The organism is Nocardia sp. NPDC019395, assembly GCF_040632335.1.
In the GTDB taxonomy this organism is placed as follows: Bacteria; Actinomycetota; Actinomycetes; order Mycobacteriales; family Mycobacteriaceae; genus Nocardia.
On record NZ_JBEYBT010000007.1, the window covers coordinates 33,611 to 57,729 of the forward strand.

The following is a 24,119-nucleotide window of genomic DNA, read 5'->3' on the forward strand; positions in this document are numbered from 1 at the left end:
GTTTCTACGGAACCCGACCCCAGAGGAGGATGATCCGGCAATGGCCAAGTTCATCGACCGTGTCGTTCTTCATGTGAGTGCCGGCAAGGGCGGGCACGGTTGTGCGTCGGTGCACCGGGAGAAGTTCAAACCGCTCGGCGGGCCCGACGGCGGCAACGGTGGCAACGGCGGGGACGTGATCCTCGAGGTCGATGCCAATGTGCATACGCTGCTGGATTTCCATTTCCACCCGCACGCCAAGGCCGGTAACGGCAAACCCGGCGAGGGTGGGAACCGCGACGGTAAAAAGGGCTCGGAACTGCTGCTGAAGGTTCCGGACGGAACGGTCGTGCTGGACAAGGACGGCGAGGTTCTCATGGACCTGGTCGGGGCCGGTAACCGGTATGTCGTGGCGAAGGGCGGTCGCGGCGGTCTGGGTAACGCCGCGCTGGTGTCCAGGGCACGTAAGGCCCCCGGTTTCGCGCTCCTCGGCGAAGAGGGCGAGATTCGCGATGTGGTGCTGGAACTCAAATCCGTCGCCGATGTGGGTCTCGTGGGTTTCCCCTCGGCCGGGAAGTCTTCGCTCGTGTCTGTGCTCTCCGCCGCGAAACCCAAAATCGCCGACTATCCCTTCACTACCCTCGTGCCGAATCTGGGTGTGGTGAACGCGGGCGACACCACGTTCACCATCGCGGATGTTCCCGGGCTGATCCCCGGCGCGAGCTCCGGCCGCGGACTGGGCCTGGACTTCCTGCGTCATCTGGAACGCTGCGCGGTCCTGGCCCATGTCGTGGACCTGGCCACGCTGGAACCCGGCCGCGACCCGATTTCCGATATCGACGCCCTCGAAGCCGAACTCGCCGCCTACAAACCCGCACTGACCGGTGACGCGAGCCTGGGCGACCTCGCCGACCGGCCCCGGGTGGTGATCCTGAACAAGGCCGATGTGCCCGACGCCGAGGATCTCGCCGACCTGGTGACACCGGAGTTGCGGGAGCGCGGCTGGCCCGTCTTCCGGATTTCCGCGGTCAGCCACGCCGGTTTACGGCCGCTGACCTTCGCGCTGGCCGAGCTGGTCCAGGACTATCGCATCGCCCATCCGAAGGCCGCGCCGAAACGTCCGGTGATCCGCCCGATCGCGGTGGACGAATCCGGGTTCTCGGTGTTGCCCGATCCGGAGGAGCCGGGCGGCTTCCTGGTGCGCGGTACCCGGCCCGAACGCTGGGTCCGGCAGACACAGTTCGACAACGACGAAGCCGTCGGATATCTGGCCGACCGGCTGGCCCGGCTCGGTGTCGAGGACGAACTGGTACGTCTCGGCGCGCAACCGGGCGCACCGGTGACCATCGGCGATGTCACCTTCGACTGGGAACCGCAGATCACCGCCGGAGCCGATGTGGTGCCCACCGGCCGCGGTACCGATATCCGGCTCGAACAGACCGACCGGGTCGGTGCGGCCGAACGTAAACACGCCTCACGGGTGCGGCGTGGCCTGGTGGATGACGAGGAAGACAGGGAGTAGGCAGGTGAAACCGGTCAACCGCGGAGCAGGGGCACGGCCGTGACCCAGCTCCCGCTAGAACTGAGTGATACCCGGCAGACGATCGCCGGGGCTCGGCGGGTCGTGGTGAAGATCGGTTCGTCCGCGCTCACCAGCCTGCACGGCGGTCTCGATACCGCGCGACTGGATCTGCTGGCGGATGCCATCGAGGCGCGGATGCGGGCCGGATCCGATGTGGTGGTCGTATCCTCCGGTGCGATCGGTGCGGGCCTGGCCCCACTCGGTCTCACCCGGCGCCCTCGCGATCTCGCCACCAAACAGGCCGCCGCCAGTGTCGGCCAGCTCGCCCTCGCCCACGCGTGGGGCACCTCGTTCGCACGCTACGACCGGACCGTCGGTCAGGTCCTGCTCAGCGCCGACGATTTCGCCCGGCGTGAGCACCACCGCAACGCCCAGCGCACCTTGGACCGGTTGCGGTCGCTGGGTGCTGTCGCGGTGGTGAACGAGAACGACACCGTCGCCACGGAGGAGATCCGGTTCGGCGACAACGACCGCCTCGCCGCGCTGGTGGCCCATCTGGTGGGTGCCGACGCGCTGTTCCTGCTCTCCGATGTGGCCGGACTGTACGACGGCGATCCCCGTAAGGGCGACGCGAATTTCATCGCGGAGGTACGTAGCAGCGCCGACCTCGACGGTGTGATAGCCGGCAGCGGCGGTGTGCTCGGGACCGGCGGGATGGCCTCGAAACTGTCCGCTGCCCGGCTGGCCGCGGACGCGGGGGTGCCGGTCCTGCTGGCCGCGGCGGACGAAGCCGCGAGCGCCCTCGGAACCGGAACGGTCGGTACGGCTTTCGCGGCGCGGCCGGTACGTCTGTCGGCCCGCAGGTTCTGGGTCCGGCATGCGGCCGACAGCCGCGGCGCCGTACTCATCGATGCGGGAGCGGTCGGTGCCGTGGCGCATGCCCGGCGGTCGCTGCTGGCCGCCGGTATCGTCGGTGTGCGCGGCCGGTTCCACGGGGGTGATGTGGTCGATCTGGTCGGCCCGGATCGCACGATCGTGGCCAGGGGAGTGGTGGAATACGACGCGGCCGAGCTCGCCACCATGCTCGGCAGGTCCACTCGGGAGCTGCCGGACAGTATGCAGCGTCCGGTGATCCACGCCGACGACCTCGTCAAAGTGTGACCGGCTTCGCCTGTGTTCGGTGTCGTCGCGGGCGAAGCCGCCTGATCCGACAGTTCGGCGAGGTGGCGCTGAAACAGGTCAGCCCGCGCCGGGGGTCCGTCAGGAGATACGTCCCAGATGGTCGGCGGTGCGGGTGGTCTCCGGCAGACGGTAGCGGGGTGCCAGGTGCAGCACCAGGTCACAGGCCGATTCGAGGGTGAACCGATGTCCCACCGACACATAGATCGGTTTGACCTCGGGCTGGGTGCGCAGGACGCGGCCGACGGTCTCACCGTCGGAGGTGACCGGGCTCCAATCGCCCCGCGCCGGGCCGGGTTCGGTGAACTCACCGTAGGAGTTCTTCGCCACGCCGATACTCGGCAGATCGGTGAGTACGCCCAGATGTGCGGCCAGCCCGAAGCGGCGGGGATGGGCCAGCCCGTGGCCGTCACAGATCAGCACATCGGGCTCGACCGTCAGCCGCTCCAGGGCGCGCGTCAGCGCCGGTACTTCACGGAACGCGAAAAGTCCTGATACATAGGGAAAGTCGATCTGTTCGTACACGACCGCCTGATCGAGCACCGTCAGTGACTCCGAATCCAGGACGGTCACCACTCCTACCGCGGTATCCGGATCCCGGTAGGCGACGTCCAACCCGGCCACCCGGTTGATCGAGCCGTGGTCGTCGCTCACCACAACCCGCTCCCGGAGCCGCTGCTGGATGGCGACGGCCTCGTCCTCTGTCACCGCCCATTCGTGCAACTGCTGTACCCGCACCATTCCCGGAGCCTAATAGGCGCCGCTGAACTGAGCCCATATTCCACGGACTTGTGGCATCACAGGTGGCACAGGAGACCCGCCAGGGCGCCCAGCGCGGGCACACCGGCGCTCGCGGCGATCAGCGCCATGAATGCTGTAGGCATCGCCCGCACTTGCTCCGAGCCCTGCCGGCCCCGACGCCGTTGCAGGCCGACGGCCAGGACCACGACGGCGAGGCCCGCGGCAACAACCGTCGCGATGCCGAGCGGACCGGCATGCTGCGCGGCGACCTTGGTGAGCAGCAGTCCCACCGCCACCGCGGTGAGTGTGGTCCGGCGCCACGCCAGGACGGTGCGTTCCGGTTGCAGGCCGGGATCGCGAACGCCGGCGCCGCTCATAGGCCGATGAGCAGCGCGCAGCCGACCGCCGCCACCAGTACCCCACCCACCAGCAACTTCACCATCACCGGACCTGGTAGTGGCCCGTCGCGGCGCATGGCCGCCTGCACTTGTCGCCAGCGCAGGAATGCCCCGACCGCGACGAGCACAGCCAGGACGACACAACCTCCGCCCAAGATCCGGTGCGTGATCGGATCCAGTTCGCCGGTGAACAGCTGTCCGACGGCGACCCCACCCGCCAGTAGAGCGAACGCGGTACGAATCCAGGCCAGGAAGGTTCGTTCGTTGGCCAGGGTGAACCGGTAGTCCGGTTCCCGGTCGGATTCGTCGTGGTGTGGCTGCGGCAGCGTCGTGCCAGGTGCCGATCCATGGGATCCCCGGGTCATCGCGACGGCTCTGCGACGGAAGGACCGGATATCGCCGAAGTCGGCTCGACAATCGCCAGATCTTTACGGAGCCGGGCGATATGGCTGCGCCCGGCGAATTCGGCCAGGAGTACGTCCCTGGATTCGAGCGCATCGACTATGCGGTGGTGCTCGGCGAGAGCCAGCGGCATCCCGCCGGGTGAGCGATGGGTGGTCGACATCGCCAGGCGGATCTGGTCCTGGAGCAGATACAGCTGCGTGGCCAGCTTCGAGTTCGCGGCGATCTCGCGGACGCGGGCGTGGAAGCGCATATCGACTGTGTAGTGGCGTGCCACATCGCCGCTGTCGATGGCGGCGCGCTGATCGGCGAGGATCGCGCGCAGATCGCGCAGGTCGGCGGCGGAGACGCGCTGCGACGCGAGCCGGCAGGCGAGTCCTTCCAGTACCTCGCGGACCTCGTAGATCTCGACCAGTTCACCACGATCCGGGTTCGCGACGACGGCGCCCTTGTTCGGTTCGAACTGCGCCAGGCCCTCGTAGGTGATGCGGGCGATCGCCTCCCGCGCCGGACTTCTGCCGACCTCGAGCCGCTCGGCGACGACTGCCACCGACAGCCGTTCTCCCGGTTCGAATCTGCGGTCGAGTATCGCCTGGCGCAGACAGAGGTACGCGTGTTCTGCCAGACCGCTCTCCGGTCGTGCTGTGGACACCTGGACTCCCCTTGCTCCTCGTCGCCCCCGTGGGGCCACGCCGGCCGGAACTGATCACCCGACCGCCGCTGTCACTGCTTCCGCCGACTATACCTTGTGATTACACAAAATCTACCTTATGGTGTGAATCACAAGGTTCAGAAACTTACTGGTAATACACACATTATTCGGTTTCTGCTTTGCCTGGCAGCTTGAGGGAGCTGTCAGATTTTATGAAATCTCCCGTCGGCCGAGAGGGGACTCCATCGTGGAGTCCCATCCTCGCAGTCGCCGGGTGCCAGAGGAGTGTGCGCAATGTCGATCACGAGCCCCAGCACCGATCGAATATCTCTGAGGAGACGCCGACCACCGAGAACGGGAGACGGCGGTTCGACCCGGCGTATCGCGCTCGGGTTCGCGGGCGGGCTGATCGCCATCGTCGCCTGGTACGCGGTATCGGTTTCGGGAATCGTCTCCGGCCGCGGTATTCCGCGTCCTGACGAGGTGATCACCGCGGCATGGACCCTGTTCACCGAACAGGACCTGCTGTTCGATATCCGGGTCAGCGTCACCCGCGTGATGATCGGTGTGATCATAGGTTCCGTCGCGGCACTACCGGTCGGGTTCCTGCTCGCCTGGTACCCGACCCTGCGGGCGATGGTCGAACCGCTGGTCAACTTCTTCCGCGCGCTTCCCCCTATCGCGCTGGTCCCGCTGGTGATCGTGTACTTCGGGATCGGCGAGACCGCGCGGATCTCGATCCTGGTGTACGCCTCGTTCTTCGCCGCGGTGATCGTGCTGTTCGAGGGCATCTCAGGTATCGACCCGCTGCTGATCCGGGCCGCGCGGGTACTGGGCGCGAACAGTTGGGAGATCTTCGCGCGCGGTGTCGTGCCCGCGTCGGTACCGCATCTGTTCACCGCTGTCCGGGTCGCCCTCGGCGTCTCCTGGGCGACGGTGGTGGCGGCCGAACTCGTCGCGGCGCAGCGCGGACTCGGCGCCGCCATCCAGGACGCGTCGACGTTCTACCGGATCCCGGATATGTACGTCGGCATCGTGATGATCGGCATCGCCGCACTCGTCATGGATCTGATCCTCAAACTCGCCCAATCCCGGATGACCGCGTGGCAGGAGAAGTCGAAATGACCAGTGTCGTGACACCGGAAACCGTGGCCGACAACCGGATCGCCTTCGACGGTATCGGCAAATACTACGATCGCGCGGGCGACCGGATGCACGTCCTGCGGGAGTGTTCGTTCGATATCGAGCCCGGTGAGTTCATCTCGGTGATCGGGCCGTCCGGGTGCGGTAAGACCACCCTGCTCAATATGGCCGCCGGATTCCTCTCGCCCGACGAAGGCGCTGTCCGCGTCGGCGGTGTGCCGGTGAAAGGGCCGCACCCGTCGCGCGGCGTGGTGTTCCAGCAGTACGCGATTTTTCCGTGGCTCACTGTCGCCAAGAACATCGAATACGGGCTGACCCTCCGGGCCAACCGCAAACCACGTGCCGTACGCGCCGAAATCGTCGACCGCTACCTGCGACTCATGGGGCTGGAAGCCTTCGCCGATTCCTACCCGAAGGAATTGTCCGGTGGTATGCGCCAGCGGGTGGCGATCGCTCGCGCCTACGCGACGGATCCGCAGGTACTGCTGATGGACGAACCGTTCGCCGCGCTGGACGCGCAGACCCGTGAGCGTATGCAGCAACTGTTGCACGAGACGCAATTGACCGAGCAGCGCACGGCCCTGTTCATCACCCACAGTGTGGAAGAGGCGATCTTCCTGTCGAACAAGGTGGTGGTCCTCAGCGCCCGGCCCACCCGGGTTCGCGAAATCGTCCCGATCGGTATCGAATTCCCGAGGTCGGCCGAAACACGGTTGTCGCCGGCATTCGTCGAATTGCGCCGCCACCTCGAGAAACTCCTGCGTGACGAATCGGACCAGGCCGCCGGGGCGTCGCTATGAGAGGCCACCGTCCGCGCCGGATCGTGACAGCCCTGTTCGCCCTCTTGGGGGTACTCACCCTGCTGACCTCGTGTGCGCTGGAAACCTCCGGACCGCGGACGACCGCCGAGGGGCTACCGGTCATCAAGGTCGGCTATCTGCACACCCTCGCGGTGGACTCCCATATGTGGCTGGGCATCGAGGAGGGCCTCTTCGAAAAGCACGGTGTAGCGCTGGAACCCGTGAAGTTCGATACCGGAACCGCGTTGAGCCAGGCACTTTCCGGCGGATCGGTCGATGTCGCGGTGATGGGCGCCGTGCTGTCGAGTTTCCCGGCGCAGGGCGTCGGCAAGGTGTTTCTCGCCAACGATATCGAATTCGATACCGCACAACTGTGGGCTGCACCGTCGTCCGGTATCCGATCTGTGGCCGATCTGAAAGGTAAGCAGGTGATCACGGCCAGCGGGACCACCGCGCATGTGTTCCTGCACAACGCGTTGCGCGCCGAGGGGGTCGATCCATCGAGCCTGAAGATCATCAACGCCGATCTGCCGTCGGCGGTCAGTGCATTCGTCTCCGGTCAGGTGCCCGCGGTGGCGCTGTGGGTTCCCTTCGACGAGACGGTGGAGAAACAGATGCCCGATGCCCGAATGGTGGCGTCGGCCAAGGATTACTATCCGCAGTCGTCCATCGTCGGGGGCTGGGTCGCGAACAACAATTTCCACGAAGCGAACCCCGATCTGCTGTCGAAGATCACCGGCGCCTGGCTCGAGGCGAACGATCTGCTGATCAACGACCGGCAGCGGGCGCTGACCATCGTCCACGACGCCGCCTACGCGGGCAGCCAATCACTCGACGACACCCTGCGCCGATTCGAATTCGCCCGCCTGTACACCAATGACGAATGGGCGCGGATGTACGCGTCGGGCGATCTCGAACGGCAGATCGGCGATATCGAACGGATATTCGTCGAGATCGGCGGTATCGACAAATACGTCGATCCGGCCGAATTCGTCGATACCTCGATCTACACGAATTCCTACAACAACTGGAAGGTTGGCTCATGAACACCAGAATCCGCGTACTCGGGCTCGGCACAATGGGAGGGCGGGTGGCCGCCGCCGCCCGCGAGGCCGGCTACGACGTCCGGGGTTTCGACCCGGTCGCCGCGGCGCGGGATGCCGCGGCCGCCGCCGGGGTGGACGTGTCCGACGACGGTGCCACCGCGGTCGCCGACGCCGACCTGATCCTGCTGTCGGTCCCGCGGCCCGAGCATGTCCGTGCCCTGGCCGACGATATCCTGCCCGCGGCGCCCGAAGGCGCGGTCGTCGTGGATCTGTCCACCATCGACCCCACAACCGCCCGGCAGGTCGCGGCGGACCTGCAGAAACACGGCGTCACCTATCTCGACGCGCCCGTCCTGGGCCGGCCCGCCAAATGTGGCTCGTGGATGCTGGTCTGCGGTGGTGCCGAGGAAGCGATCGACAAGGTAACCCCGGCACTCACCGCGACGATCGCGTCGACCGTGCAACGGGTCGGTGACGTCGGCGCGGGATCGGTGGTCAAGATCGCCAACAACCTGATGTTCGGCGCCATCAACGCGATCACCGCGGAAGCGCTCACCCTCTGCGAACGAAACGGTGTCGACGGCGCGACCTTCGTCGACGCGGTGTCACGTTCCGGCGCCGCGACGGTGTCGAACCTGTTCAAGGAACTCGGCCCACGCATGGTCGCCGCCGACGACGACCCGAACTTCGCCCTGGCGCTACTGGCGAAGGACAACAGACTCGCACTCGATATCGCGCAGGAATCCGGGACGCCCAGTCCACTGGCCACCGCGATCGTCGGTATCAACGACGTCGGGCTCGATGAGGGGCTCGGCGCACGCGATACCGGCGCGATCATCAAGGCCTACGCGGCCTTGACCCGGGCCGCCCAATGACTTCCGGGTACCCGATCGAACGCCTCACCGTCTCGATCCTGTCCGCCCCCGTCGACAGCGCCGTTCCGATGTCGTTCGGCACGCTGACCGACCGCCGGGTGTGTCTGGTCGAGGTCGAGGCCGGCGGGGTCGTCGGGATCGGTGAGAGCTGGCTCAACTATCCGGGCTGGTCGCACGCGGAACGATTGTCGACGTTCACCGAAGGTATCGCGCCGCTGGTGTTCGGGCTCGACGCGAGCGACCCGGCCGGTGTGCTCGCGCTGCTGTGCGGGCGCCTGCTTCCGGTCGGCCGGCAGGCAGGAGCGATCGGGCCGATCTGGCAGGCGCTGAGCGGAATCGATATCGCGCTGTGGGATATCGCCGGGAAACTTGCCGGGAAACCCGTTCACGAACTGCTGACCGGGACGGCATCACGATCGTCTGTTCCCGCCTACGCCAGCGGGATCGGCCCCTCCGATATCGAATCGCTCTGCGCGGTCGCGCTCGCCGACGGCTATCGCGCGATCAAGACAAAAATCGGTTTCGGCGCCGAGCGCGACCGCGCGACGCTGTCGACCGCACGTGACTGTGTGGGCGCGGAAATCGAACTGTTCGCCGACGCCAACCAGGCGTGGGATGTCGCCGCGGCCACCGAGCAGATCAACGCACTCGCCGACTACGACGTGCGCTGGATCGAAGAACCGCTGGCCGGCGATCGGGTCGAAGATCTGCAGAAGCTGGCGGCCGCGATACCGCTACCGATCGCCACTGGTGAAAATGTCTACGGAACAGAGGATTTCGAGAGCCGTATCGGGTCGGGAGCGGTCACGTTGATCCAGCCCGATCTGGCCAAATCGGGCGGTTTCACCATCGCCCGCGCGGTCGCCGAATCGGCGAACCGTTCCGATGTGCGCATCGCACCGCACTGCTATTCGAGCGGTATCGGGATCGCGGCCAGCGCCCAGTTCGGCGCCGCCTACGACCGGGTCGACTGGATCGAGATGGATGTGCGGCCGAACCCGCTGCGCACCGAATTGCTCGCGCGCGGACCCGAACTGTCCGAGGGTGCGATCCATCTGCCCACGAGCCCGGGGCTCGGGGTCGAACTCGACCCCGCGACGGTGCGCCGCTTCCGTATCCACCGAGAGGAAAGAACTCGCAATGCCCACTGAGCTACTGACGTCCGCATCCACCGATACCGTCGTGGCGGGCGCCCGCATCGGCGGAGAGCCGGTCGATGGGACTCCGCACGATATTCCCGACCCGGCCACCGGCGAACGCCTCGCGTCGATCGGCTGGGTGACGAATGATGTCGCGCGCCGCGCCGCGTCGGTGGCCGCGGGCGCGTTCCGGGAATGGTCGGACACCCCGCCCCGGCAGCGTGCCGCCGCACTGCGCGCCATCGCCGCGGACCTGCGCGCGAATACCGAATTGCTGGCCGCCACGATCAGCGCGGAATCCGGTAAACGCCTGGCCGAAGCCGTTGGTGAGGTCGGTTTCTCGGCGCAGTACTTCGAATGGTTCGCCGACGCCGCCACCATGCCCGGCGACGGCGGGTTCGTCACCGCGCAACGTCGCTTCACCACCACCCGCCGGCCCGTCGGCGTCGTCGCCGCCGTCAGCCCGTGGAATTTCCCGCTGTCGATTCCCGCACGCAAGGTCGCTCCGGCGCTCGCCGCCGGATGTACCGTCGTGCAGAAGGCCTCGGAGCTCACTCCGCTCACGAGTATCGCGTTCACCGAGATCTGCGAACGGTATCTTCCGCCCGGCACCGTCAACGTCGTGGTCGGGGCGGGGGACGAACTCACCAGCGCACTGGTCGACTCGCCCGATATCGCCGCGGTCACCTTCACCGGTTCCACCCCGGTCGGGATCCTGGTGGCCCAGCGGGCGATGGCTTCGATGACCCGTGTCACCATGGAACTCGGCGGTAAGGGGCCCTTCATCGTCACCGCCGAAGCCGACCCCGCGGCCGCCCTGGAGGCGCTGCTGATCGCCAAATTCCGCAACAACGGGGCGTCGTGCATCGCCGCGAACAATGTATTCGTCCACGAATCCCACTACGCGGATTTCGTCGCCGAACTCCGCACCCGAATCACGGCGTTGGTCGCCGGACACCCGGTCGACCAAGGGACCGATGTGGGTCCCATGCTGCGGGCCGCGCACGCCGAGCGGCTGGAAGACCTCGTGGCACGGGCCGCATCGGACGGTTGCCCGGTCGACCGCGGCGCGCCCGGGACCGGAAACGGCTACTACGTCGCGCCGACCCTCGTGGAGGCGGTGGCCGATACACCGCTGTGGCATCAGGAGATCTTCGGTCCGGTGTGCGCGGTCCGGCCGTACACGTCCGAGGACGCGGTTGTCACGGAGGTCAACGGCTGGAACACCGGTCTGGGCGGCTATGTGATGTCGGCGGATCCGGAACGGGCCGCCCAACTGGCCGGCCGTCTCGATATCGGGATCGTCGGAGTCAACAATGGCGCCCCGAACACACCGGAGGTTCCTTTCGGCGGATTCGGCCTGGCCGGACTCGGACGCGAGGGCGGTCTGTCGGGCCTGCTGGAGTTCACCGAGGAGAAGACGGTGTCGTTCGCGCGATAGCCGGCCCGGGTACTGCCGGCGCGCCCATGCCGGCAGTACCGCGTCAGGACTCGGGCCCGCTGCCTATGGATATTCGGAAGGCGCGATACGCTCCGGTTCCGGCCCGATAGCAGCCGCGGCGACTCCGGCGTGCGCATCGCGTGTGGGCCCGGCTACCCGGAGAACGAGTCGACGACCCCGTATTCGCGCAACCGTTCGACGGCGCGGTTATCGGACAGTTCGGCGCGTGCTTCGGGGTGTTCATGGTAGTAGCGGATCAGCCAGTACGTTCCCGCCGAGCCGATCGAGAGCTTCTCGGCGTGGATGCGCTTGGTTGTGCTGCGGCCGGCTCGGCGGCCGGGGGATTGGATCCGGATGGTGCCCTTGGAATTGTTGCGCGACACCACCGCGATCTGTTCGACCTCGGTCCAGCTCACCCGGTTTCCGATGGACGTTTTCGTCGGCAGCACGATATGCATGGGCGTCAGCACCAGTCTGCGGATCTCCGGGCGCCGGGCGTACAGCCCCAGGTAACCGAGGAGCAGCGCCGCGACCGCGATCGCGAGCCACGACGGGATCGGTGGGTGCAGGGGCAGCGTGAGCGTCTCGGTCCAGGTTCCGATACCGAAGATCGCGCAGAACGTGGCCAGGCTCAGGAAGCTGGTCACCAGGGCGACCTCGTACCCGAGCGATCGGCGGACCACCAGCGTCCCCCGGTCATCGGCGAACCGCGCGCCATCGATCCTGATTCGTGACCGGCCCCGCGAGGTCGCGGAGAGCATCGGCAGGAAGGAGGCGACCCAGACGGCGGCCGAGATATGGAAGGCCGTCAGCAGCGGTTCGCCGGAATCCAGCGTCAGCCCAGCCTGGGCAAGGAGGAATGTGGCCAGGATGGCCACCAGGAACACCGCCGGATAGGTCCATCCGTTGAGGTTGCCACGAAGTTCCCGGGGCGGCGGAAAGTAGCCGCCGGGCCGTGCCGGCCGCGCATGCACCAGCGCTTCCGGACTCGCGTCGGTTTCCGGCAGTTCGGGCGATATCGTGGGCGGCTGGGATGTCATCGGTACTACCTGTACTCCAGGATTACATCGGGCGCCTGTGATGATATCGGCTATCGCACGGCAACTCCGCTTTGTGCGCCGGTGGTGGCGTCTGTGCGCCATTCGGCACCGATGGGCTCGATGTGGCTGCCGGATGGATCGCGGGGACAGCCGGCCCGCGATCCATCCGGATATGCTCTGCTGGTTCAGCTCTCGCCGCCGGCGACAGCCGCCGCGACCTCCTTGTCGGGCCGGAACCGGTCGGCAACCGCCACGGTCACGAGCGAAATGACGCCCCAGAAGGCGAATGTCGTCGGATATGTCCCGACGATATCGGCTCTGCCCGCGTTCAGGCTCCGCGGGCGAAGTCGGCCAGGAGGGACGGTACCGCCGCGTCGAAGCCGGCGATATCCAGCATTCCGGCGTCCCGGGGGTCGGCGATGGTGAAATCGGTTGCCGTCATACCGACTACCACCAGCTTTGCCCGCGGGTTGACCGCCTCCCGGTACCGCCGCAACGCCTGGTGCGGGTGTTCCTGCCCGGCCCAGGTCTCGTTATCCGTGAGTACCACGAACACATCCACCTCTATGCCGCGTTCGAGCGCGTACCGCATCGGCAGCGCGCAGTCCGTACCGCCGAACGGCAAGTTCGAGACAGCGTGGATCGCGGCGTCCAGGCGCTGGCGCGGGCTGATCCGCAGATGACGTAGCGCCGCGTCCCGTATCCCGGCCCCGCCCTTGCGGGCAGTGAACCCGAGGATCAGGTGCTCCGGTTCGGTTGCCGCTGTCACCAGCGCCAGCGCCGCGCTCGCCTCCCGGGCGGACAGCGGCAGCCCGGAGATCTGCGTCATCATCGACCCGGAGACGTCCAGGGCGAGCAGATGCCGTTTTCCGGTGGGCTCCACGGTCCGGAATGCCGCGTAGAACGCCGCATCCAGGGCGTCGACGATCGGCTGCACCGGCGTCCAGGTTCCGTGCCCGCGCGCCCCGCGCCCGGAGGCGTAGGTGCGCAGCGCCGTCAGCACATTGATCGGGTGCACCCGGCCGCGGCGCAGCCGCTCCGGATCGGCCAGCTGCTCGGCCACCGCACGGGTCCGGGCACCCAACGGAGCAAGCAGACCCAGTGCCGTCAGTCGCGGCAGCTGCCGCATGAGTGCGGTCTGCGGAATACCGTTGTCCAGCAGTGCTTCCCATACCGCGGGCTCGGTGAGCGCGGTATCGGGCAGCATCTCCCAGGACAGCCGGTAATCGCGCACCAGCGCCGGGATCGCGGCCACCTCGGCGGTGCGTGCCCGCTGGAAGCCTTCGACCAGCCGGAGCCCGTCGAGGGCGGGCTCCCGCCCGCAGATCCAGTCGAACAGCCGCTTACGCTCGTCCTCCTCGGTCGCCGGGTGCGCCAGACGCAGCAGGTCGCGGTGGGTCCAGCCCTCCCGCTGGCGGTACTTCACGGTCTGATAGGCGATATCGTCGATCGGCCGGCTCGTGTACCAGTGTGCGACCGCCCGCCGCAGGCCACGGCCCCAGCCGCGGAACTGTTCGATATAGCGGGCGAACAGGAACAGGTGAGTCCCCGTGCGCGCCACCAGCGGCAGCGCGTCGAGCGCGCTCCGCCGTCCGTCGACATCGCCCAGGGAGGCCGCGGCCGCCAGGGCGAACAGTGCCGGATTCTGCCGGGGCGCCCGGCCGGATACGGAGATATCGACGACCTCGGCGACGAGTTCCGCCGTCCGGTCCCGCGCGAACTCCACGACCACGGCCGCGTTCTCCCTGGTCAGCTCCTTGGCGCCGACATAATAGGTGCCGCCGTCGGTGCCGAGGGTGAGGAACCGGCGCAGCCGCACCAGTGGGGTGACTTCGAAAGTCCACCCGCCGGCATTGTTCGGTACCTGCCGCGGGTCGGCCTGTTCGCCCTGCGGTGTCCCGCGCAGATTGATCCCTGCCAACGCGTCCATCGATTCCCCTTCCTTCGGCCCGGTGTTCCGGGCATGCGGGGAGACGGGCATATTCGGTGTCCGCCGGGATGATCTACCCGAAAGATAACCGACGGGCTTCGGCCCGCTCCCCACCGTTGCAGGTTCGCGCGGAGAACGGGCATGGTGGTGCCGGCCGGAGTTCACCCACCCCGCGTGGAGGTGGCACTGCACCGGGTTTCCCCGGATACAAGCAGGATTCGAACCCGTTTATGCCAGATAACCGCCCGGCGTCGGCCCGTTCTCGTTGCGCGGCGCGCCGCGGGCGGGTGGGCGTGTTGGTGTGACCGGGATTTGTCAACTGCTCTGCCATCTGAGCTACACGCCCGGACGGACGTGGCGGGACTCGAACCCGCGGCCGGCTGATCCGGTAACCGATCGACTCCGGCCCACCCGCTCCGGCGTGCCGTGTCCGATACGGTACGCGCGGCGCCCGGTTGCGCTCCAATGGTTTTCGCGCGGCGGTACCGGGCGTCCGCAGGAAACCCCTGTTTTCGAAGACTTTCCGTCACGGGTCCACGGGCAGCGGGTTTGCCGCCGAGCGGCGATAGCGGATAACGGGTACGCCGTCGTCGACGGTGACGGTGGCGCGGACACCGTAGACGTCGTGGACGAGTGCCGCGGTCAGCGTTTCCGCCGGAATGCCGTGCGCGGCGACCCGGCCGCGATCGAGGACGAGCACGTAATCGCAGAACATCGCGGCCAGGTTGAGATCGTGCAGGGCGACCACCGTCGTGATCGGCAGCCGGGTGATCAGATCCAGGATCTCGAGCTGGTGGGCGATGTCGAGATGATTGGTGGGCTCGTCGAGTAGTAACTCACCGGGTTCCTGGGCGAGGGCGCGCGCGATCTGCGCGCGCTGGCGTTCGCCGCCGGAGAGGGTCTGCCAGGTGCGGTGCGCGTGCTCGGTGAGCCCGGCGGCGCGCAGGGCCCGGTCGATCGCCGGCTCCTCTCGCGGATCTGTGCCGAAGAGGTCGCGGTGCGGGATCCGGCCGAGGCGTACGACATCGCGGACCGTGATATCGACCTCGGTATGCGCGTGCTGGCCGACCATCGCGATCCGGCGGGCCAGCGGCCGCCGGCCGAGGCGGTGCAGGGGAGTGTCGTCGAGGGTGACTGTTCCGCGATCGGGCCGCGAGACCCCGGCCAGCAACCGCAGCAGCGACGATTTGCCGGATCCGTTCGGTCCGAGCAGCCCGACCGTCTGCCCGGGTCGCGGGCGGATACTCACATTGTCGACGACCAGGTTGCCCCCGCGGGTCCAGGACAGGTGTTCGGCGCTCAGGGTCATGCGGTGCCCACGCTCATAAGGTGCTCCGGCCGGGTCACGGGGTTCTGTGCCTGGGTCATGCGGTACTCCGGGTACGGAACAGTAGGAGAGCGAAGGCCGGGACACCGATCAACGCGGTGACCACGCCGACCGGGACCTCCTGCGGCGCGAAGATCGTCCGGGCGAGCGCGTCTACCCACACCAGCAGCACCGCGCCCAGGACCGCGCTGACCGGCAGTAACCGGCTGTGTCGCGGGCCCACTAGAAAGCGGGCCGCATGCGGGAGTACCAGGCCGACGAAACCGATCGCCCCGGCCGCGCTGACCAGCACTGCCGTCATCAGGGCGGTGACCACGAGCAGTAACAGCCGGGTCCGGCCGACCGCGATACCCAGCGTGGCCGCCGCCGACGACCCGAAGGTGAACGCGTCGAGCGCGGAATGCCGCCACCAGCACAGCGCGAATCCGGCGGCGCAGACCAGCGCGGTGACCGAGACATCGGTCCAGGATGCGCCCGCCAGCGAGCCCAGTAGCCAGAACAGGATGCCGCGGGTGCGCTCGGCGTCCGCCGAGGACAACACGATGAACGAGGTGAGCGCCGAGAACAACTGAGTTCCCGCGACCCCCGCCAGCACCACCTTGGCGGCGCCGCCCCCGGCACCCGCCGCCAGCAACAACACCAGGCCGAACGACACCAGCGCGCCGACCAGCGCGCCGGTCGACAGCGAAACCAGCCCGCCACCCACACCGAGCACCGCCACGACCACGGCACCCGTCGACGCGCCGGAGGAGATACCGAGCACGAACGGATCCGCGAGCGGGTTGCGCAGTAGCGACTGCATGATGGCGCCACAGACCGCCAGGCCGGCACCGCAGATCGCGGCGAGCAGTGTGCGCGGCAGCCGCAGCTCCCACACGATGCCCTCCCGGATCATCGAGACGCCGGATGTGGCGATGCCGAGTTTCTCGAACAGCACACCGTAGACATCGCCGATGGACAGGTCGGCGGGACCGATGGTGATCGTGAACGCCATCGACACCGCGAGCGCAGCGAGCCCGAGCAGCACCAGCGCGGCCGTGGCGGGCGCGCGGGTGACCCGGATCGCGGTACCGACCGCCGGCGCCTTCGGGCTCACGAACCGTAGCCCCACCGATCCAGCGCATCGGCGACCTTCTCGATCCCGTCGACCGTTCTGATCGACGGATTGAGATCCGCCCCGTTGACGACGATGTAGCGCTTGTTCCGGACGGCGCTCAGCCGCGCGGTGACCGGATTCGATTCGAGAAACGAGATCTTGCTGTCGAGGGCGTCGCCGGCGAGGCTGCGCCGGCTCAGATCGGCGAGGACGAGGGCGGTCGGGTTGCGGTCGAGTACGGTCTCCCAGCTCACCTGCGGCCATTCGTTGGTGGTGTCGTCGAAGGCATTCTTCGCGCCGACCGCATCGGTGATGATCCCGGACGATCCGCAGCAACCGGCCATATAGGGGGTCGAGGTGTCGGCGAACCAGTAGGCGAGCGATACATCATGGGCTGCGATCCGGCCGACCGCTGCGTCGTGCCGGGTCTGTAGGTCGGTGACCAACTGCTCACCACGCTCCCGGACATCGAAGATCGCGGCCAGCTCACGGACCTCCTTGTACACCGAATCCATGGTCAGCGGTTCGGTGCGGGCACCGTCGGCGTTCACGCTGGCGTCCGTTTTCCCGTCGCAGTCGGTGGGCGACAGGTAGGACGGAACCCCCAGCTGGGCGAACTGCTCGCGTTCGGCCACTCCGCCGGGGCCGAGCGTGCCGCCGAAGGATGCTGCGACGAAGTCGGGTTCGGTATCGAGCACGACCTCGAACGACGGCTTGTTCTCGGCGAGCCGGGGAACTCGGGCATTGTCCGCGGCCAGGTTCTCGCGAACCGGATCGGTCCAGGTAGCGGTGCCCACCATCCGGTCGGCCAGGCCGAGCGACAGCATGATCTCCGCCGATCCCTGGTTCAGGGCGACAGCGCGTTGCGGGGGAGCGTCGACGGTCACTTCGACCCCGCAGTTGCTGATCGTCATCGGATAGCCGGCCGTACCGGACACCGCATCCGAGGCGGTCCCGGCGTCCGTCGCCGAGCAACCGGCGAGGGCCGCCGCGGACAGTGCGGCAGTGATGATCAGCGCGAACGACCGCATCAGGGGGTGGACTCCTTGCGTCTGGGCCTGTGCGCGAGGCCGGCGTCGGTACAGCGCGTGAGTGATCGGACTTCACCTGCACAGGTGTCACCGTTGCGCGCCAGTCCCGGATTCCCACCGGGTTCCCTCACCACGCCTGGGGCCGCAGTGCGGCCGACGGTCATGCTATCCGACGCAGAACTGGACATACGACCAGGATGGGTCGGGTCGGAGGATGACGTTCGCCGCCCGGACCTCGGGAGCGCAGGCGCACGATGTGGGTGCGCGACCTACGAGGGGGTTCTGATCCGGTGGTCGAACTACGGAAGCAGGGTGAAAGAGCCGGTGTGCCGGGGTTTCACCGCGCGGAAATGCCGGACATCCAGCGTGGCCACCGCCGTCAACCCCAGCCGCTCCGCGATGGCGATGACCGAGGCATCCGCAACACCGAGCGGAAATCCGCTGTACTGCCGCATGAGCTCGGCGATGCGTTCCAGATCTTCCGATGAGACCGGTACCTGCTCCAGGTCACCGGCTGCTATGGCTTCGACCAGCATGATCTCCGCTTCTGCACCGACGCGCCGTTGTAGGAGATAGCACGCTTCGGTCACGACGTATGGGTAACGAGCAGTTGGTCGTGGCGAGACTCGATCAGCTTCGAGCGCCGGGCATGATCGGAGTCGTTGCGGTTGAGATATGCGAGGAGCGGACCGGTATCAACGATCAGCATCGCGATCGATATCGTCGCGTATCTCCGCACGGGCCCTGATCCGAAAGGGTGCCGTCGCGGCGAGAACCGAACGTGAAGGCGATTTCCTGCCAGCACGCCGAAGCTGTTCAGCGTTTGCTCGAAGGGCACGAGCACACGCGAAAGGAATGACATGGCGGAGAATATTGTGGTGATCACCGGGGCGACGCGCGGAATCGGCCGCGCGACCGCAACCGCGTTCGCCCGCAAGGGCTACCGAGTTGTCGTCACCGGCCGGCGCGCCGAAGCGGTGGACACTGTGGTCCGGGAATTGCGTGCCGAGGGCCTGGCGGCAGAGGGGGAGCTGCTGGATGTGTGCTCGGCCGAAAGTGCTCGCTGCCTGGCCGAATCTCTCGGCGACCGGCACGATCACATCGACGTGCTGGTGAACAATGCCGGTATCCTCCCGGAGGCGACCGTCTCCGGGACGGTGAATTTCACTCATCCCGCGGCCTTCACCGAGACCCTGATGACCAACACCTTCGGTCCCGCCAACGTGATCGAAGCACTGCTGCCGCTGATCCGGCGGGCGCCTGCCGGACATATAGTGAACGTATCCACCGAGATGGGTTCGCTCACCGAACAGCGCAACCCGGACTCGGCGTACTACTCGATGGTGGTGCCCGGATATCAGGCGTCGAAGGCCGCCCTGAACAGCCTGACAGTGGGTTTGGCGAAACTGCTCGCCGGAACCCCGGTCCGGGTCACCTCGGTCTGTCCGGGTTTCGTCGCGACCGAACTGGCTCCCGCGGCCGCGGAGGCGCCGGCAACGCCCGACGATGCCGCGCGGATCATCCTCGCGGCCGCGGAAAGTTCCGATCCGTGCGCGGACGGTGCCTTCGTCGGAGCGTCGGGGCCGATTCGCTGGTGAGGAACTGGCTGTGACGCACCGGGTCGCAACCGGATACGGCCCGGTCCGTCACGACCGGTCGTCGCGACTGTCGAGGTCGCTGATCGCCGGCGACCGGCCCCGCTCGAAGTTCGCGCACGCGGCCCGGATCCGAGTTCCGGCGTACCGCAGGAAAGACCTCACTTCTTCCCCGCGGCCGGTCCACGAGTCGGCCGCCTCTCCGGCGTAGCCGGCGCGCGCGAGCCGCAGTACGGCGGCGTGTTCAGCGGGCAGGCGGGGGATGAGTTCCTGTGCGGCATCGGCTTTGGATATCACCGCCCCCGTCTCGGCGGTGATCCACATGCGAGCGAGGGTGAGCACGACATTGCGTTCGTCGCCGTCCGGACCGGCGATCAATTCCGGCAGCCCCGCCTCGATCGCGCGGATCAGATCACGCACTGGCACCGGATCCAGTATCCGGTCCGCGGGTGGTCCGAACAACGTCAGCGACGAATTACGCACCATGGTGGCAAGAATCGTGAGGTCGGGATCTTCCGCGGGCGCGGGCAGGTAACCACGCTCGAACTCCGCGCGCAACCATTCGCCGTAGACGAAATCCGCGCGCGGTGGGTAACGCCACGGCACCAGCTCATCGTGAACCACTACGGTGAGTTCCACCGGCCGCGCCGGGCCCGATCGCGGCCAGCGGCCGGAAACGCGCATCAGTGTGCCGGCCAGCTTCTTTCGCACGTCGCACCGGAGGCTCGTATCGACCACGGCGAGCAGATCGAGATCGCTGTCGTGCCGCAAACCGCCGGCCACCGCCGATCCGTACAGGAACAACCCGATCAATCCGTCGCCCAGCACCTCCGCGACGGCCCGGGCGAGCGGGCCGGCTTCGATCTCCGGATCCGGTCGTGCATCCATATCCTCACCATAGGTCGACCGGACCGTACGGATACGCCGAACCCGCTCCCGCCCGGACCGGTCGACGACGCGGATCGGTCGCTGTCGCTCGCCTTCGGTACCTGGCTCGGCTTCGCTGTCACAGGAAGTGCGCCGTCGGCGGTTACCGTTGCGCGAGGAAGCTTTCGACTCGTCTCGCGATCTCCCCGGGCACTTCCCCGTTGATGGCATGCGACCGACCGGCCCACACCTCGACTTCCGCGCCCGGCACCGTACGGGCCCGCACCGCGGCCCGCTCGGCATCGTGCACGATGCTGTCGCCCGCCAGGATCACCAGCAGCGGTATGGAAATGGAACGCAGCTCGTAGTCGTCCGGCTGCCGGGGTTGTATCGGTATCTGCGCGAAATCGCGCATACCCGAGGCGATGAGCCGAGCCTCGGGTAGCGAGTCATCGGCCTTCGCACCGCCCGAGATCCAGCTCAGCAACCATTGCCGGACCTTGTCCGGCATTCCGGGGAACACGCTGCCCAGCGAAACCACCAGCATCTTCCAGGTGATCGGCGCGAAAGTGAGGGCCGGGTCGAGCAGAATCGCCGAGGCCAGCCGGGCGGGCCGGTGTATCGCGGTCTGCGCGGCGAGCCATCCACCGATACTCACTCCCAGCAGATGCATCCGCTCGACCTCGAGTTGCGCAATCGCTTCGTCCAACCAGCTCGCCTGATCCTCCGGTCCCGTGACCAGGGCAGTCTGCGCGGAAGCACCCGGTTCACCCAAGCTGTCCATCGACCACACGGTGCGCTCCGCGGTGAGACCGGCGAGATTCACCCGCCACATCGGTGTCGACGCCTGCCGGCCGGACAACAGGAGGAGAGGTTCGGCGGCGGGCGGGCCGAAACGGTAGGCGGTCGTCCGCCCGTACGAGGTGGTCAGCGTCCGGGTTTCGTCCGGAGCCGGCAAGGCCGCCATCCCGTCGCGGTAGGCAGCCGTGAACCGGGCCCGTCCCTCCGCACTACGGAAGTGTCCGATTCTCTCGGATTGCGGTGCGATCGGGGAGTTTTCGGGAAGTGGGTAAGCATCGGCCACCACGCCACACTACGGGTTTCCGGGAACAACTCCGGGCCGGAACCCACCGCGACAGCGAGCGTCACGGCGATTTCCTGTCGGCGTGAAACCGAGGTGTCGCGTTTGCTCGGACATGACGGCTCACCGAACCGGGTCGTAGGTTTCGAAACCGAGGTGTTCGGCGACCGTAGCCATTGTTCGGTCGTGGGTGACGACAGTGAGATTGTCCAAGCCGCTGCGTAATGTGGACGCCAAGTGGATCGCGCCGAGTGTTTTGATGTGCGAGATGATTGCTTCGGCCTCGTTGAGGACCGCGTGATCGAGGGGGAGCATATCGACATAGTCGATGATCTGGCTGCGGTCCGTGAGCGGTTGTAGAGCATGGTCACTTCATCGCGGGTGAAATCGCCGAGCCGAAGCGACGCTACCTTGATATCGAAGGGGCTCGCGCTGCCGAGCCGTGTGGGATCGCCGCCGGACGCGGCCTTGTAGTCGCGGACGTCGCGTAGTCCGCACAGGACGATCGAGTGCACGAATCCGGTGCGGTTGGTGCGTCCGGCCACGGAGTGGGAGGCATCAGCTGCGTGAAAGCAGGCCCGCTGATAAATTTCGCGGAGACTGCTTCAGGGGATTCCTGCAGCGGACCGAACGGTTTGCCGGATCGGGACAGTCGCCACCGTAGCCGTTCAGCGGAGCGTTGATCCGGCTGGACAGAAAGTCAGGGTCGGGGTGTCGTCGATATTTGTGTATCGCCACGGGGGCAAGGTTTTCCGGTGGTCTGTGCTGACCACCGTGTTGGTGGCCGCTGTCGCTTGCGGGTCCGAACCGGAAGCGCCGGCAGTCACCGACGCGTTGTGGACGACTGTCCCGCAGAATGACGAGCAGTTGCGACAGGTTCGGGAGCGTGCTCGGGCTCTCGACGTCTGCGCGCTGTTGCCGCGCGAGGACCTGGAGCAGTTGGGAGAGGTCTCGGTGCGGACAACGGGGCCGAGTGCTTGCGAGGCGAGTTCGGGTGCGGCGGGGCAGTCCGGGGGAACAACGGTGAAGTGGAGCGTGGCCGTGGATCCGGCCATCGGCGAAACCGAGATGCCGTACGGAAAGACGAGCACGGTGGGGGATACGACGGTGTGGACGGTAACCGATACCGATATCCGGCCCGATGCCGACCCGGCCGCGCTCTCCGAACGAACCTGCTCGTCGACCGCCCGGTACCCGTCGACCGCGAGTTTCTACCTGCAGGTCGAGACGCCGCCGGATACCGATCCATGCCCGATCGTCGAACAGTTGCTGCCCACCGCTCTGGCGCAGTGGGCTGCCGAACCCGAAATGGGCACCTCGCCAGATACCGAGGTCACTGCGCTCACCGGTCAGGATCCGTGTGCTGTGCCCAGCACGCTGGACGGTGCGGTGCTCGGTGACACCCAGACGCTGTGGAACTGTTCGTTCACTTACCGCGGTGACGAGATCCTCATGGAATACAAGTATCAGCCGATCATTTCCGGCGTGGACAGAGAGGCCGAGTTCACCGTTGCCGGAAATCCGGTCTATCGCTATGACGCTGGAGACGGGCAGCTGACCTACAACGCGGTTGTCGGATCACGGTTTCCGGTGGAAAGCGAATCCCTCTCGAACGGCTCGGAATCGATGGTCTCCGTCCATGGCGTGAACGCCGCTGTCCTGCAAGAGGTGACTCGGCGGGTAGTGGAGGAACTTCCGAAGCCGTGACCGCCGGCGCGTTCCTCGATCTCGGTTCCGGTTTGCCGACCGAACGCAATACGGTCGAATCTAGGCCTGTGGCGGGATGACCCCGGGCTGGTCGGGCGCGCGCTGACCGGGGACAGGTCCGGTGATACCGGGTTGACCCGCGGGGTCGGACAGCGGGACACCTGCCGGGTTCTGCGGGGGCGGTGCGGCCGCGGCCGGTGGCTGCTCCTGTGCCGGTCGTTCGGGGGGCGTGGTTTCCCGCGGTGGGGTGGAGGGTGGCGGTGCGGTGGGGGGAGTCGATTGTTCGGTCGGACCCGGCGGCTGTTCTTCGCCCGGTCCGGGAGCCGGTGCCGGGGTTGTTTCCGGGTTGGCCTGGGGTGGAGCCGTTTCCGGTGCGGGTGCCTGCCCGGTGGGTGGCGGGGGTGCGGGGATGGTGCCAGGCTGGTCGGGCCGGTCGGAACTGTCGTCTTCCGGTGCGGTGCCGGTGGACGACGGTTCGGGTGCGGGGTCCGGTGCGAGCTGCGGCGTGGTGATGGGTGGGGACAGCGGGGGCAGGGCTCCCGGGGGCGGCGGCGGCTCGGGTAGTGCGGGGACGCCGCTGCCGGCCGTGCTGTAGGCGGGTTTGTAGACCATGTTCATGGTGAGGATCGCTTCCTGGCGCAGTACCTCCTGCACCATGTCCGCGTCGATCACCTTCGCCGCTTCCAGCAGCCGGGCCAGTGCGCCGACCGGTCCGGTATCGCCGGGTGGGACCACCGCGATCTTCACCGCTTCCGCGGCCGCGGCCACCGCGCCCAGGCGCATACCGACCTGTCCGATCACCCCGGCCAGTTCCTCGACAGATTCGGAGAAACTGCGGGTACAGGCGAATGCGGCATCGGCGGCATCGCCCTCCCATTCGGCCTCGTTCATCACCAGATCGGCGTTCGCGCGAGTGACCGGGAAGATGCTGTGCAAGGTGGCGGCGGCCTGCATCCAGGTACCGGAGATCCGCAGGATCTCGCCGGCATCGATCTGCTGGGTGGCCCGGTAGATATCCGCGTGGCGCATACCTTCGAAATGCTCCATCGCGCTGATGTAATCCGGATCCGTTCCTGTCACGACGCCTCCTTCGAGGGGAGTACATGCGGTCGGCGGAGACCGCAGCGA

The 24,119-nt window shown here is 67.2% G+C and carries 25 protein-coding genes and 1 riboswitch; of the genes, 10 read left to right on the forward strand and 15 right to left on the reverse strand.

Going from position 1 to position 24,119, the window contains the following annotated elements:
• Positions 1 to 40 precede the first annotated feature (40 nt).
• Together obgE and proB are read left to right on the forward strand one after the other, a co-directional pair.
• Positions 41 to 1,501 carry a GTPase ObgE gene (gene obgE, locus ABZ827_RS18650; protein WP_357238055.1) on the forward strand — a complete coding sequence of 487 codons (1,461 nt, stop codon included), beginning with the start codon at positions 41 to 43 and terminating at the stop codon, positions 1,499 to 1,501.
• A gap of 60 nt (positions 1,502 to 1,561) precedes the next feature.
• Positions 1,562 to 2,662, forward strand: coding sequence for a glutamate 5-kinase (gene proB / locus ABZ827_RS18655; RefSeq protein ID WP_357238420.1), 1,101 nt, complete (start codon positions 1,562 to 1,564; stop codon positions 2,660 to 2,662).
• A 99-nt stretch (positions 2,663 to 2,761) separates the two neighbouring features.
• Here the strand turns inward: proB and ABZ827_RS18660 are convergent, their stop codons facing one another.
• Genes ABZ827_RS18660 through ABZ827_RS18675 form a run of 4 tightly spaced genes read right to left on the reverse strand, consistent with a single transcriptional unit; the run spans position 2,762 to position 4,873 of the window.
• Complete coding sequence (locus ABZ827_RS18660) at positions 2,762 to 3,421, reverse strand: endonuclease V (protein WP_357238057.1); 660 nt, start codon at positions 3,419 to 3,421, stop codon at positions 2,762 to 2,764.
• Positions 3,422 to 3,477: 56 nt separating this feature from the next.
• Positions 3,478 to 3,798, reverse strand: a complete 321-nt coding sequence (locus ABZ827_RS18665; RefSeq protein WP_357238059.1) for a DUF202 domain-containing protein — start codon at positions 3,796 to 3,798, stop codon at positions 3,478 to 3,480.
• Complete coding sequence (locus tag ABZ827_RS18670) at positions 3,795 to 4,184, reverse strand: DUF202 domain-containing protein (RefSeq protein WP_357238061.1); 390 nt, start codon at positions 4,182 to 4,184, stop codon at positions 3,795 to 3,797. The genes ABZ827_RS18665 and ABZ827_RS18670 overlap by 4 nt, the downstream gene beginning before the upstream one ends.
• Complete coding sequence (locus ABZ827_RS18675; RefSeq protein WP_357238064.1) at positions 4,181 to 4,873, reverse strand: GntR family transcriptional regulator; 693 nt, start codon at positions 4,871 to 4,873, stop codon at positions 4,181 to 4,183. The genes ABZ827_RS18670 and ABZ827_RS18675 overlap by 4 nt, the downstream gene beginning before the upstream one ends.
• A gap of 294 nt (positions 4,874 to 5,167) precedes the next feature.
• On the opposite strand from ABZ827_RS18675, the gene ABZ827_RS18680 reads away from it, so the two are divergent.
• The 6 genes from ABZ827_RS18680 to ABZ827_RS18705 are packed head-to-tail and all read left to right on the forward strand — an operon-like array spanning position 5,168 to position 11,317.
• Complete coding sequence (locus ABZ827_RS18680; protein ID WP_357238066.1) at positions 5,168 to 5,998, forward strand: ABC transporter permease; 831 nt, start codon at positions 5,168 to 5,170, stop codon at positions 5,996 to 5,998.
• On the forward strand, positions 5,995 to 6,816 hold the full coding sequence (locus ABZ827_RS18685; protein ID WP_357238068.1) for an ABC transporter ATP-binding protein: 822 nt from the start codon (positions 5,995 to 5,997) through the stop codon (positions 6,814 to 6,816). The genes ABZ827_RS18680 and ABZ827_RS18685 overlap by 4 nt, the downstream gene beginning before the upstream one ends.
• Entirely contained in the window at positions 6,813 to 7,862 is a 1,050-nt protein-coding gene (locus ABZ827_RS18690) for an ABC transporter substrate-binding protein (RefSeq protein ID WP_357238070.1), read from the forward strand. The genes ABZ827_RS18685 and ABZ827_RS18690 overlap by 4 nt, the downstream gene beginning before the upstream one ends.
• A complete protein-coding gene (locus tag ABZ827_RS18695; RefSeq protein ID WP_357238072.1) occupies positions 7,859 to 8,737 on the forward strand; it encodes an NAD(P)-dependent oxidoreductase in 879 nt (292 codons plus the stop codon). Before ABZ827_RS18690 ends, ABZ827_RS18695 begins: the two co-directional genes overlap by 4 nt.
• A complete protein-coding gene (locus tag ABZ827_RS18700) occupies positions 8,734 to 9,888 on the forward strand; it encodes a mandelate racemase/muconate lactonizing enzyme family protein (protein ID WP_357238074.1) in 1,155 nt (384 codons plus the stop codon). The genes ABZ827_RS18695 and ABZ827_RS18700 overlap by 4 nt, the downstream gene beginning before the upstream one ends.
• Positions 9,878 to 11,317 (forward strand): aldehyde dehydrogenase family protein, encoded by a 1,440-nt coding sequence (locus ABZ827_RS18705; protein ID WP_357238076.1) that lies wholly within the window; start codon positions 9,878 to 9,880, stop codon positions 11,315 to 11,317. Before ABZ827_RS18700 ends, ABZ827_RS18705 begins: the two co-directional genes overlap by 11 nt.
• A gap of 152 nt (positions 11,318 to 11,469) precedes the next feature.
• On the opposite strand, the gene ABZ827_RS18710 is transcribed toward ABZ827_RS18705, so the two are convergent.
• From ABZ827_RS18710 to ABZ827_RS18740, 7 genes are all read right to left on the reverse strand, one after another.
• Positions 11,470 to 12,357: a hypothetical protein gene (locus tag ABZ827_RS18710; protein WP_357238078.1), complete on the reverse strand. Its 888-nt coding sequence runs from the start codon at positions 12,355 to 12,357 to the stop codon at positions 11,470 to 11,472.
• Positions 12,358 to 12,685: 328 nt separating this feature from the next.
• Positions 12,686 to 14,287, reverse strand: coding sequence for a TROVE domain-containing protein (locus ABZ827_RS18715; protein ID WP_357238080.1), 1,602 nt, complete (start codon positions 14,285 to 14,287; stop codon positions 12,686 to 12,688).
• A 526-nt stretch (positions 14,288 to 14,813) separates the two neighbouring features.
• Positions 14,814 to 15,596, reverse strand: coding sequence for an ABC transporter ATP-binding protein (locus ABZ827_RS18720; RefSeq protein WP_357238082.1), 783 nt, complete (start codon positions 15,594 to 15,596; stop codon positions 14,814 to 14,816).
• Positions 15,597 to 15,651: 55 nt separating this feature from the next.
• Positions 15,652 to 16,608 (reverse strand): iron chelate uptake ABC transporter family permease subunit, encoded by a 957-nt coding sequence (locus ABZ827_RS18725; protein ID WP_357238422.1) that lies wholly within the window; start codon positions 16,606 to 16,608, stop codon positions 15,652 to 15,654.
• 98 nt (positions 16,609 to 16,706) lie between these two features.
• Positions 16,707 to 17,741: an ABC transporter substrate-binding protein gene (locus ABZ827_RS18730; RefSeq protein ID WP_357238084.1), complete on the reverse strand. Its 1,035-nt coding sequence runs from the start codon at positions 17,739 to 17,741 to the stop codon at positions 16,707 to 16,709.
• Positions 17,742 to 17,802: 61 nt separating this feature from the next.
• A riboswitch (cobalamin riboswitch) is annotated at positions 17,803 to 17,867 on the reverse strand.
• A 173-nt stretch (positions 17,868 to 18,040) separates the two neighbouring features.
• Positions 18,041 to 18,331 carry a PIN domain-containing protein gene (locus ABZ827_RS18735; protein ID WP_357238086.1) on the reverse strand — a complete coding sequence of 97 codons (291 nt, stop codon included), beginning with the start codon at positions 18,329 to 18,331 and terminating at the stop codon, positions 18,041 to 18,043.
• The gene (locus ABZ827_RS18740) at positions 18,328 to 18,579 is read right to left on the reverse strand and encodes a hypothetical protein (protein ID WP_357238088.1); all 252 of its coding nucleotides are present in this window, start codon (positions 18,577 to 18,579) and stop codon (positions 18,328 to 18,330) included. Before ABZ827_RS18740 ends, ABZ827_RS18735 begins: the two co-directional genes overlap by 4 nt.
• Positions 18,580 to 18,601: 22 nt before the next feature.
• Here ABZ827_RS18740 and ABZ827_RS18745 point away from each other — a divergent pair, with 22 nt between their 5' ends.
• A complete protein-coding gene (locus ABZ827_RS18745; RefSeq protein WP_357238090.1) occupies positions 18,602 to 19,339 on the forward strand; it encodes an SDR family NAD(P)-dependent oxidoreductase in 738 nt (245 codons plus the stop codon).
• 48 nt (positions 19,340 to 19,387) lie between these two features.
• Here the strand turns inward: ABZ827_RS18745 and ABZ827_RS18750 are convergent, their stop codons facing one another.
• The 3 genes from ABZ827_RS18750 to ABZ827_RS18760 form a co-directional block, all read right to left on the reverse strand.
• Entirely contained in the window at positions 19,388 to 20,224 is an 837-nt protein-coding gene (locus ABZ827_RS18750) for an aminoglycoside adenylyltransferase family protein (RefSeq protein ID WP_357238092.1), read from the reverse strand.
• Positions 20,225 to 20,366: 142 nt separating this feature from the next.
• The gene (locus ABZ827_RS18755) at positions 20,367 to 21,287 is read right to left on the reverse strand and encodes an alpha/beta hydrolase (RefSeq protein WP_357238094.1); all 921 of its coding nucleotides are present in this window, start codon (positions 21,285 to 21,287) and stop codon (positions 20,367 to 20,369) included.
• A 120-nt stretch (positions 21,288 to 21,407) separates the two neighbouring features.
• Positions 21,408 to 21,599, reverse strand: coding sequence for a hypothetical protein (locus tag ABZ827_RS18760; protein ID WP_357238096.1), 192 nt, complete (start codon positions 21,597 to 21,599; stop codon positions 21,408 to 21,410).
• Between the two features lie 447 nt (positions 21,600 to 22,046).
• Between ABZ827_RS18760 and ABZ827_RS18765 the strand changes: the two genes are divergently transcribed.
• Positions 22,047 to 22,991, forward strand: coding sequence for a hypothetical protein (locus ABZ827_RS18765; protein ID WP_357238098.1), 945 nt, complete (start codon positions 22,047 to 22,049; stop codon positions 22,989 to 22,991).
• Positions 22,992 to 23,051: 60 nt separating this feature from the next.
• Here ABZ827_RS18765 and ABZ827_RS18770 read toward each other — a convergent pair whose 3' ends face one another.
• On the reverse strand, positions 23,052 to 24,071 hold the full coding sequence (locus ABZ827_RS18770; RefSeq protein ID WP_357238100.1) for a hypothetical protein: 1,020 nt from the start codon (positions 24,069 to 24,071) through the stop codon (positions 23,052 to 23,054).
• Between the last annotated feature and the right edge of the window lie 48 nt (positions 24,072 to 24,119).

What these genes read in the sequence shown, in the direction of transcription:
- obgE (WP_357238055.1), top strand. Translation starts at nt 41, where the DNA reads ATGGCCAAGTTCATCGACCGTGTCGTTCTTCATGTGAGTGCCGGCAAG.
- ABZ827_RS18660 (WP_357238057.1), bottom strand. Translation starts at nt 3,421, where the DNA reads ATGGTGCGGGTACAGCAGTTGCACGAATGGGCGGTGACAGAGGACGAG.
- ABZ827_RS18665 (WP_357238059.1), bottom strand. Translation starts at nt 3,798, where the DNA reads ATGAGCGGCGCCGGCGTTCGCGATCCCGGCCTGCAACCGGAACGCACC.
- ABZ827_RS18670 (WP_357238061.1), bottom strand. Translation starts at nt 4,184, where the DNA reads ATGACCCGGGGATCCCATGGATCGGCACCTGGCACGACGCTGCCGCAG.
- ABZ827_RS18680 (WP_357238066.1), top strand. Translation starts at nt 5,168, where the DNA reads ATGTCGATCACGAGCCCCAGCACCGATCGAATATCTCTGAGGAGACGC.
- ABZ827_RS18685 (WP_357238068.1), top strand. Translation starts at nt 5,995, where the DNA reads ATGACCAGTGTCGTGACACCGGAAACCGTGGCCGACAACCGGATCGCC.
- ABZ827_RS18690 (WP_357238070.1), top strand. Translation starts at nt 6,813, where the DNA reads ATGAGAGGCCACCGTCCGCGCCGGATCGTGACAGCCCTGTTCGCCCTC.
- ABZ827_RS18695 (WP_357238072.1), top strand. Translation starts at nt 7,859, where the DNA reads ATGAACACCAGAATCCGCGTACTCGGGCTCGGCACAATGGGAGGGCGG.
- ABZ827_RS18700 (WP_357238074.1), top strand. Translation starts at nt 8,734, where the DNA reads ATGACTTCCGGGTACCCGATCGAACGCCTCACCGTCTCGATCCTGTCC.
- ABZ827_RS18705 (WP_357238076.1), top strand. Translation starts at nt 9,878, where the DNA reads ATGCCCACTGAGCTACTGACGTCCGCATCCACCGATACCGTCGTGGCG.
- ABZ827_RS18710 (WP_357238078.1), bottom strand. Translation starts at nt 12,357, where the DNA reads ATGACATCCCAGCCGCCCACGATATCGCCCGAACTGCCGGAAACCGAC.
- ABZ827_RS18715 (WP_357238080.1), bottom strand. Translation starts at nt 14,287, where the DNA reads ATGGACGCGTTGGCAGGGATCAATCTGCGCGGGACACCGCAGGGCGAA.
- ABZ827_RS18720 (WP_357238082.1), bottom strand. Translation starts at nt 15,596, where the DNA reads ATGACCCTGAGCGCCGAACACCTGTCCTGGACCCGCGGGGGCAACCTG.
- ABZ827_RS18725 (WP_357238422.1), bottom strand. Translation starts at nt 16,608, where the DNA reads ATGGCGTTCACGATCACCATCGGTCCCGCCGACCTGTCCATCGGCGAT.
- ABZ827_RS18730 (WP_357238084.1), bottom strand. Translation starts at nt 17,741, where the DNA reads ATGCGGTCGTTCGCGCTGATCATCACTGCCGCACTGTCCGCGGCGGCC.
- ABZ827_RS18745 (WP_357238090.1), top strand. Translation starts at nt 18,602, where the DNA reads ATGGCGGAGAATATTGTGGTGATCACCGGGGCGACGCGCGGAATCGGC.
- ABZ827_RS18750 (WP_357238092.1), bottom strand. Translation starts at nt 20,224, where the DNA reads ATGGATGCACGACCGGATCCGGAGATCGAAGCCGGCCCGCTCGCCCGG.
- ABZ827_RS18760 (WP_357238096.1), bottom strand. Translation starts at nt 21,599, where the DNA reads ATGCTCCCCCTCGATCACGCGGTCCTCAACGAGGCCGAAGCAATCATC.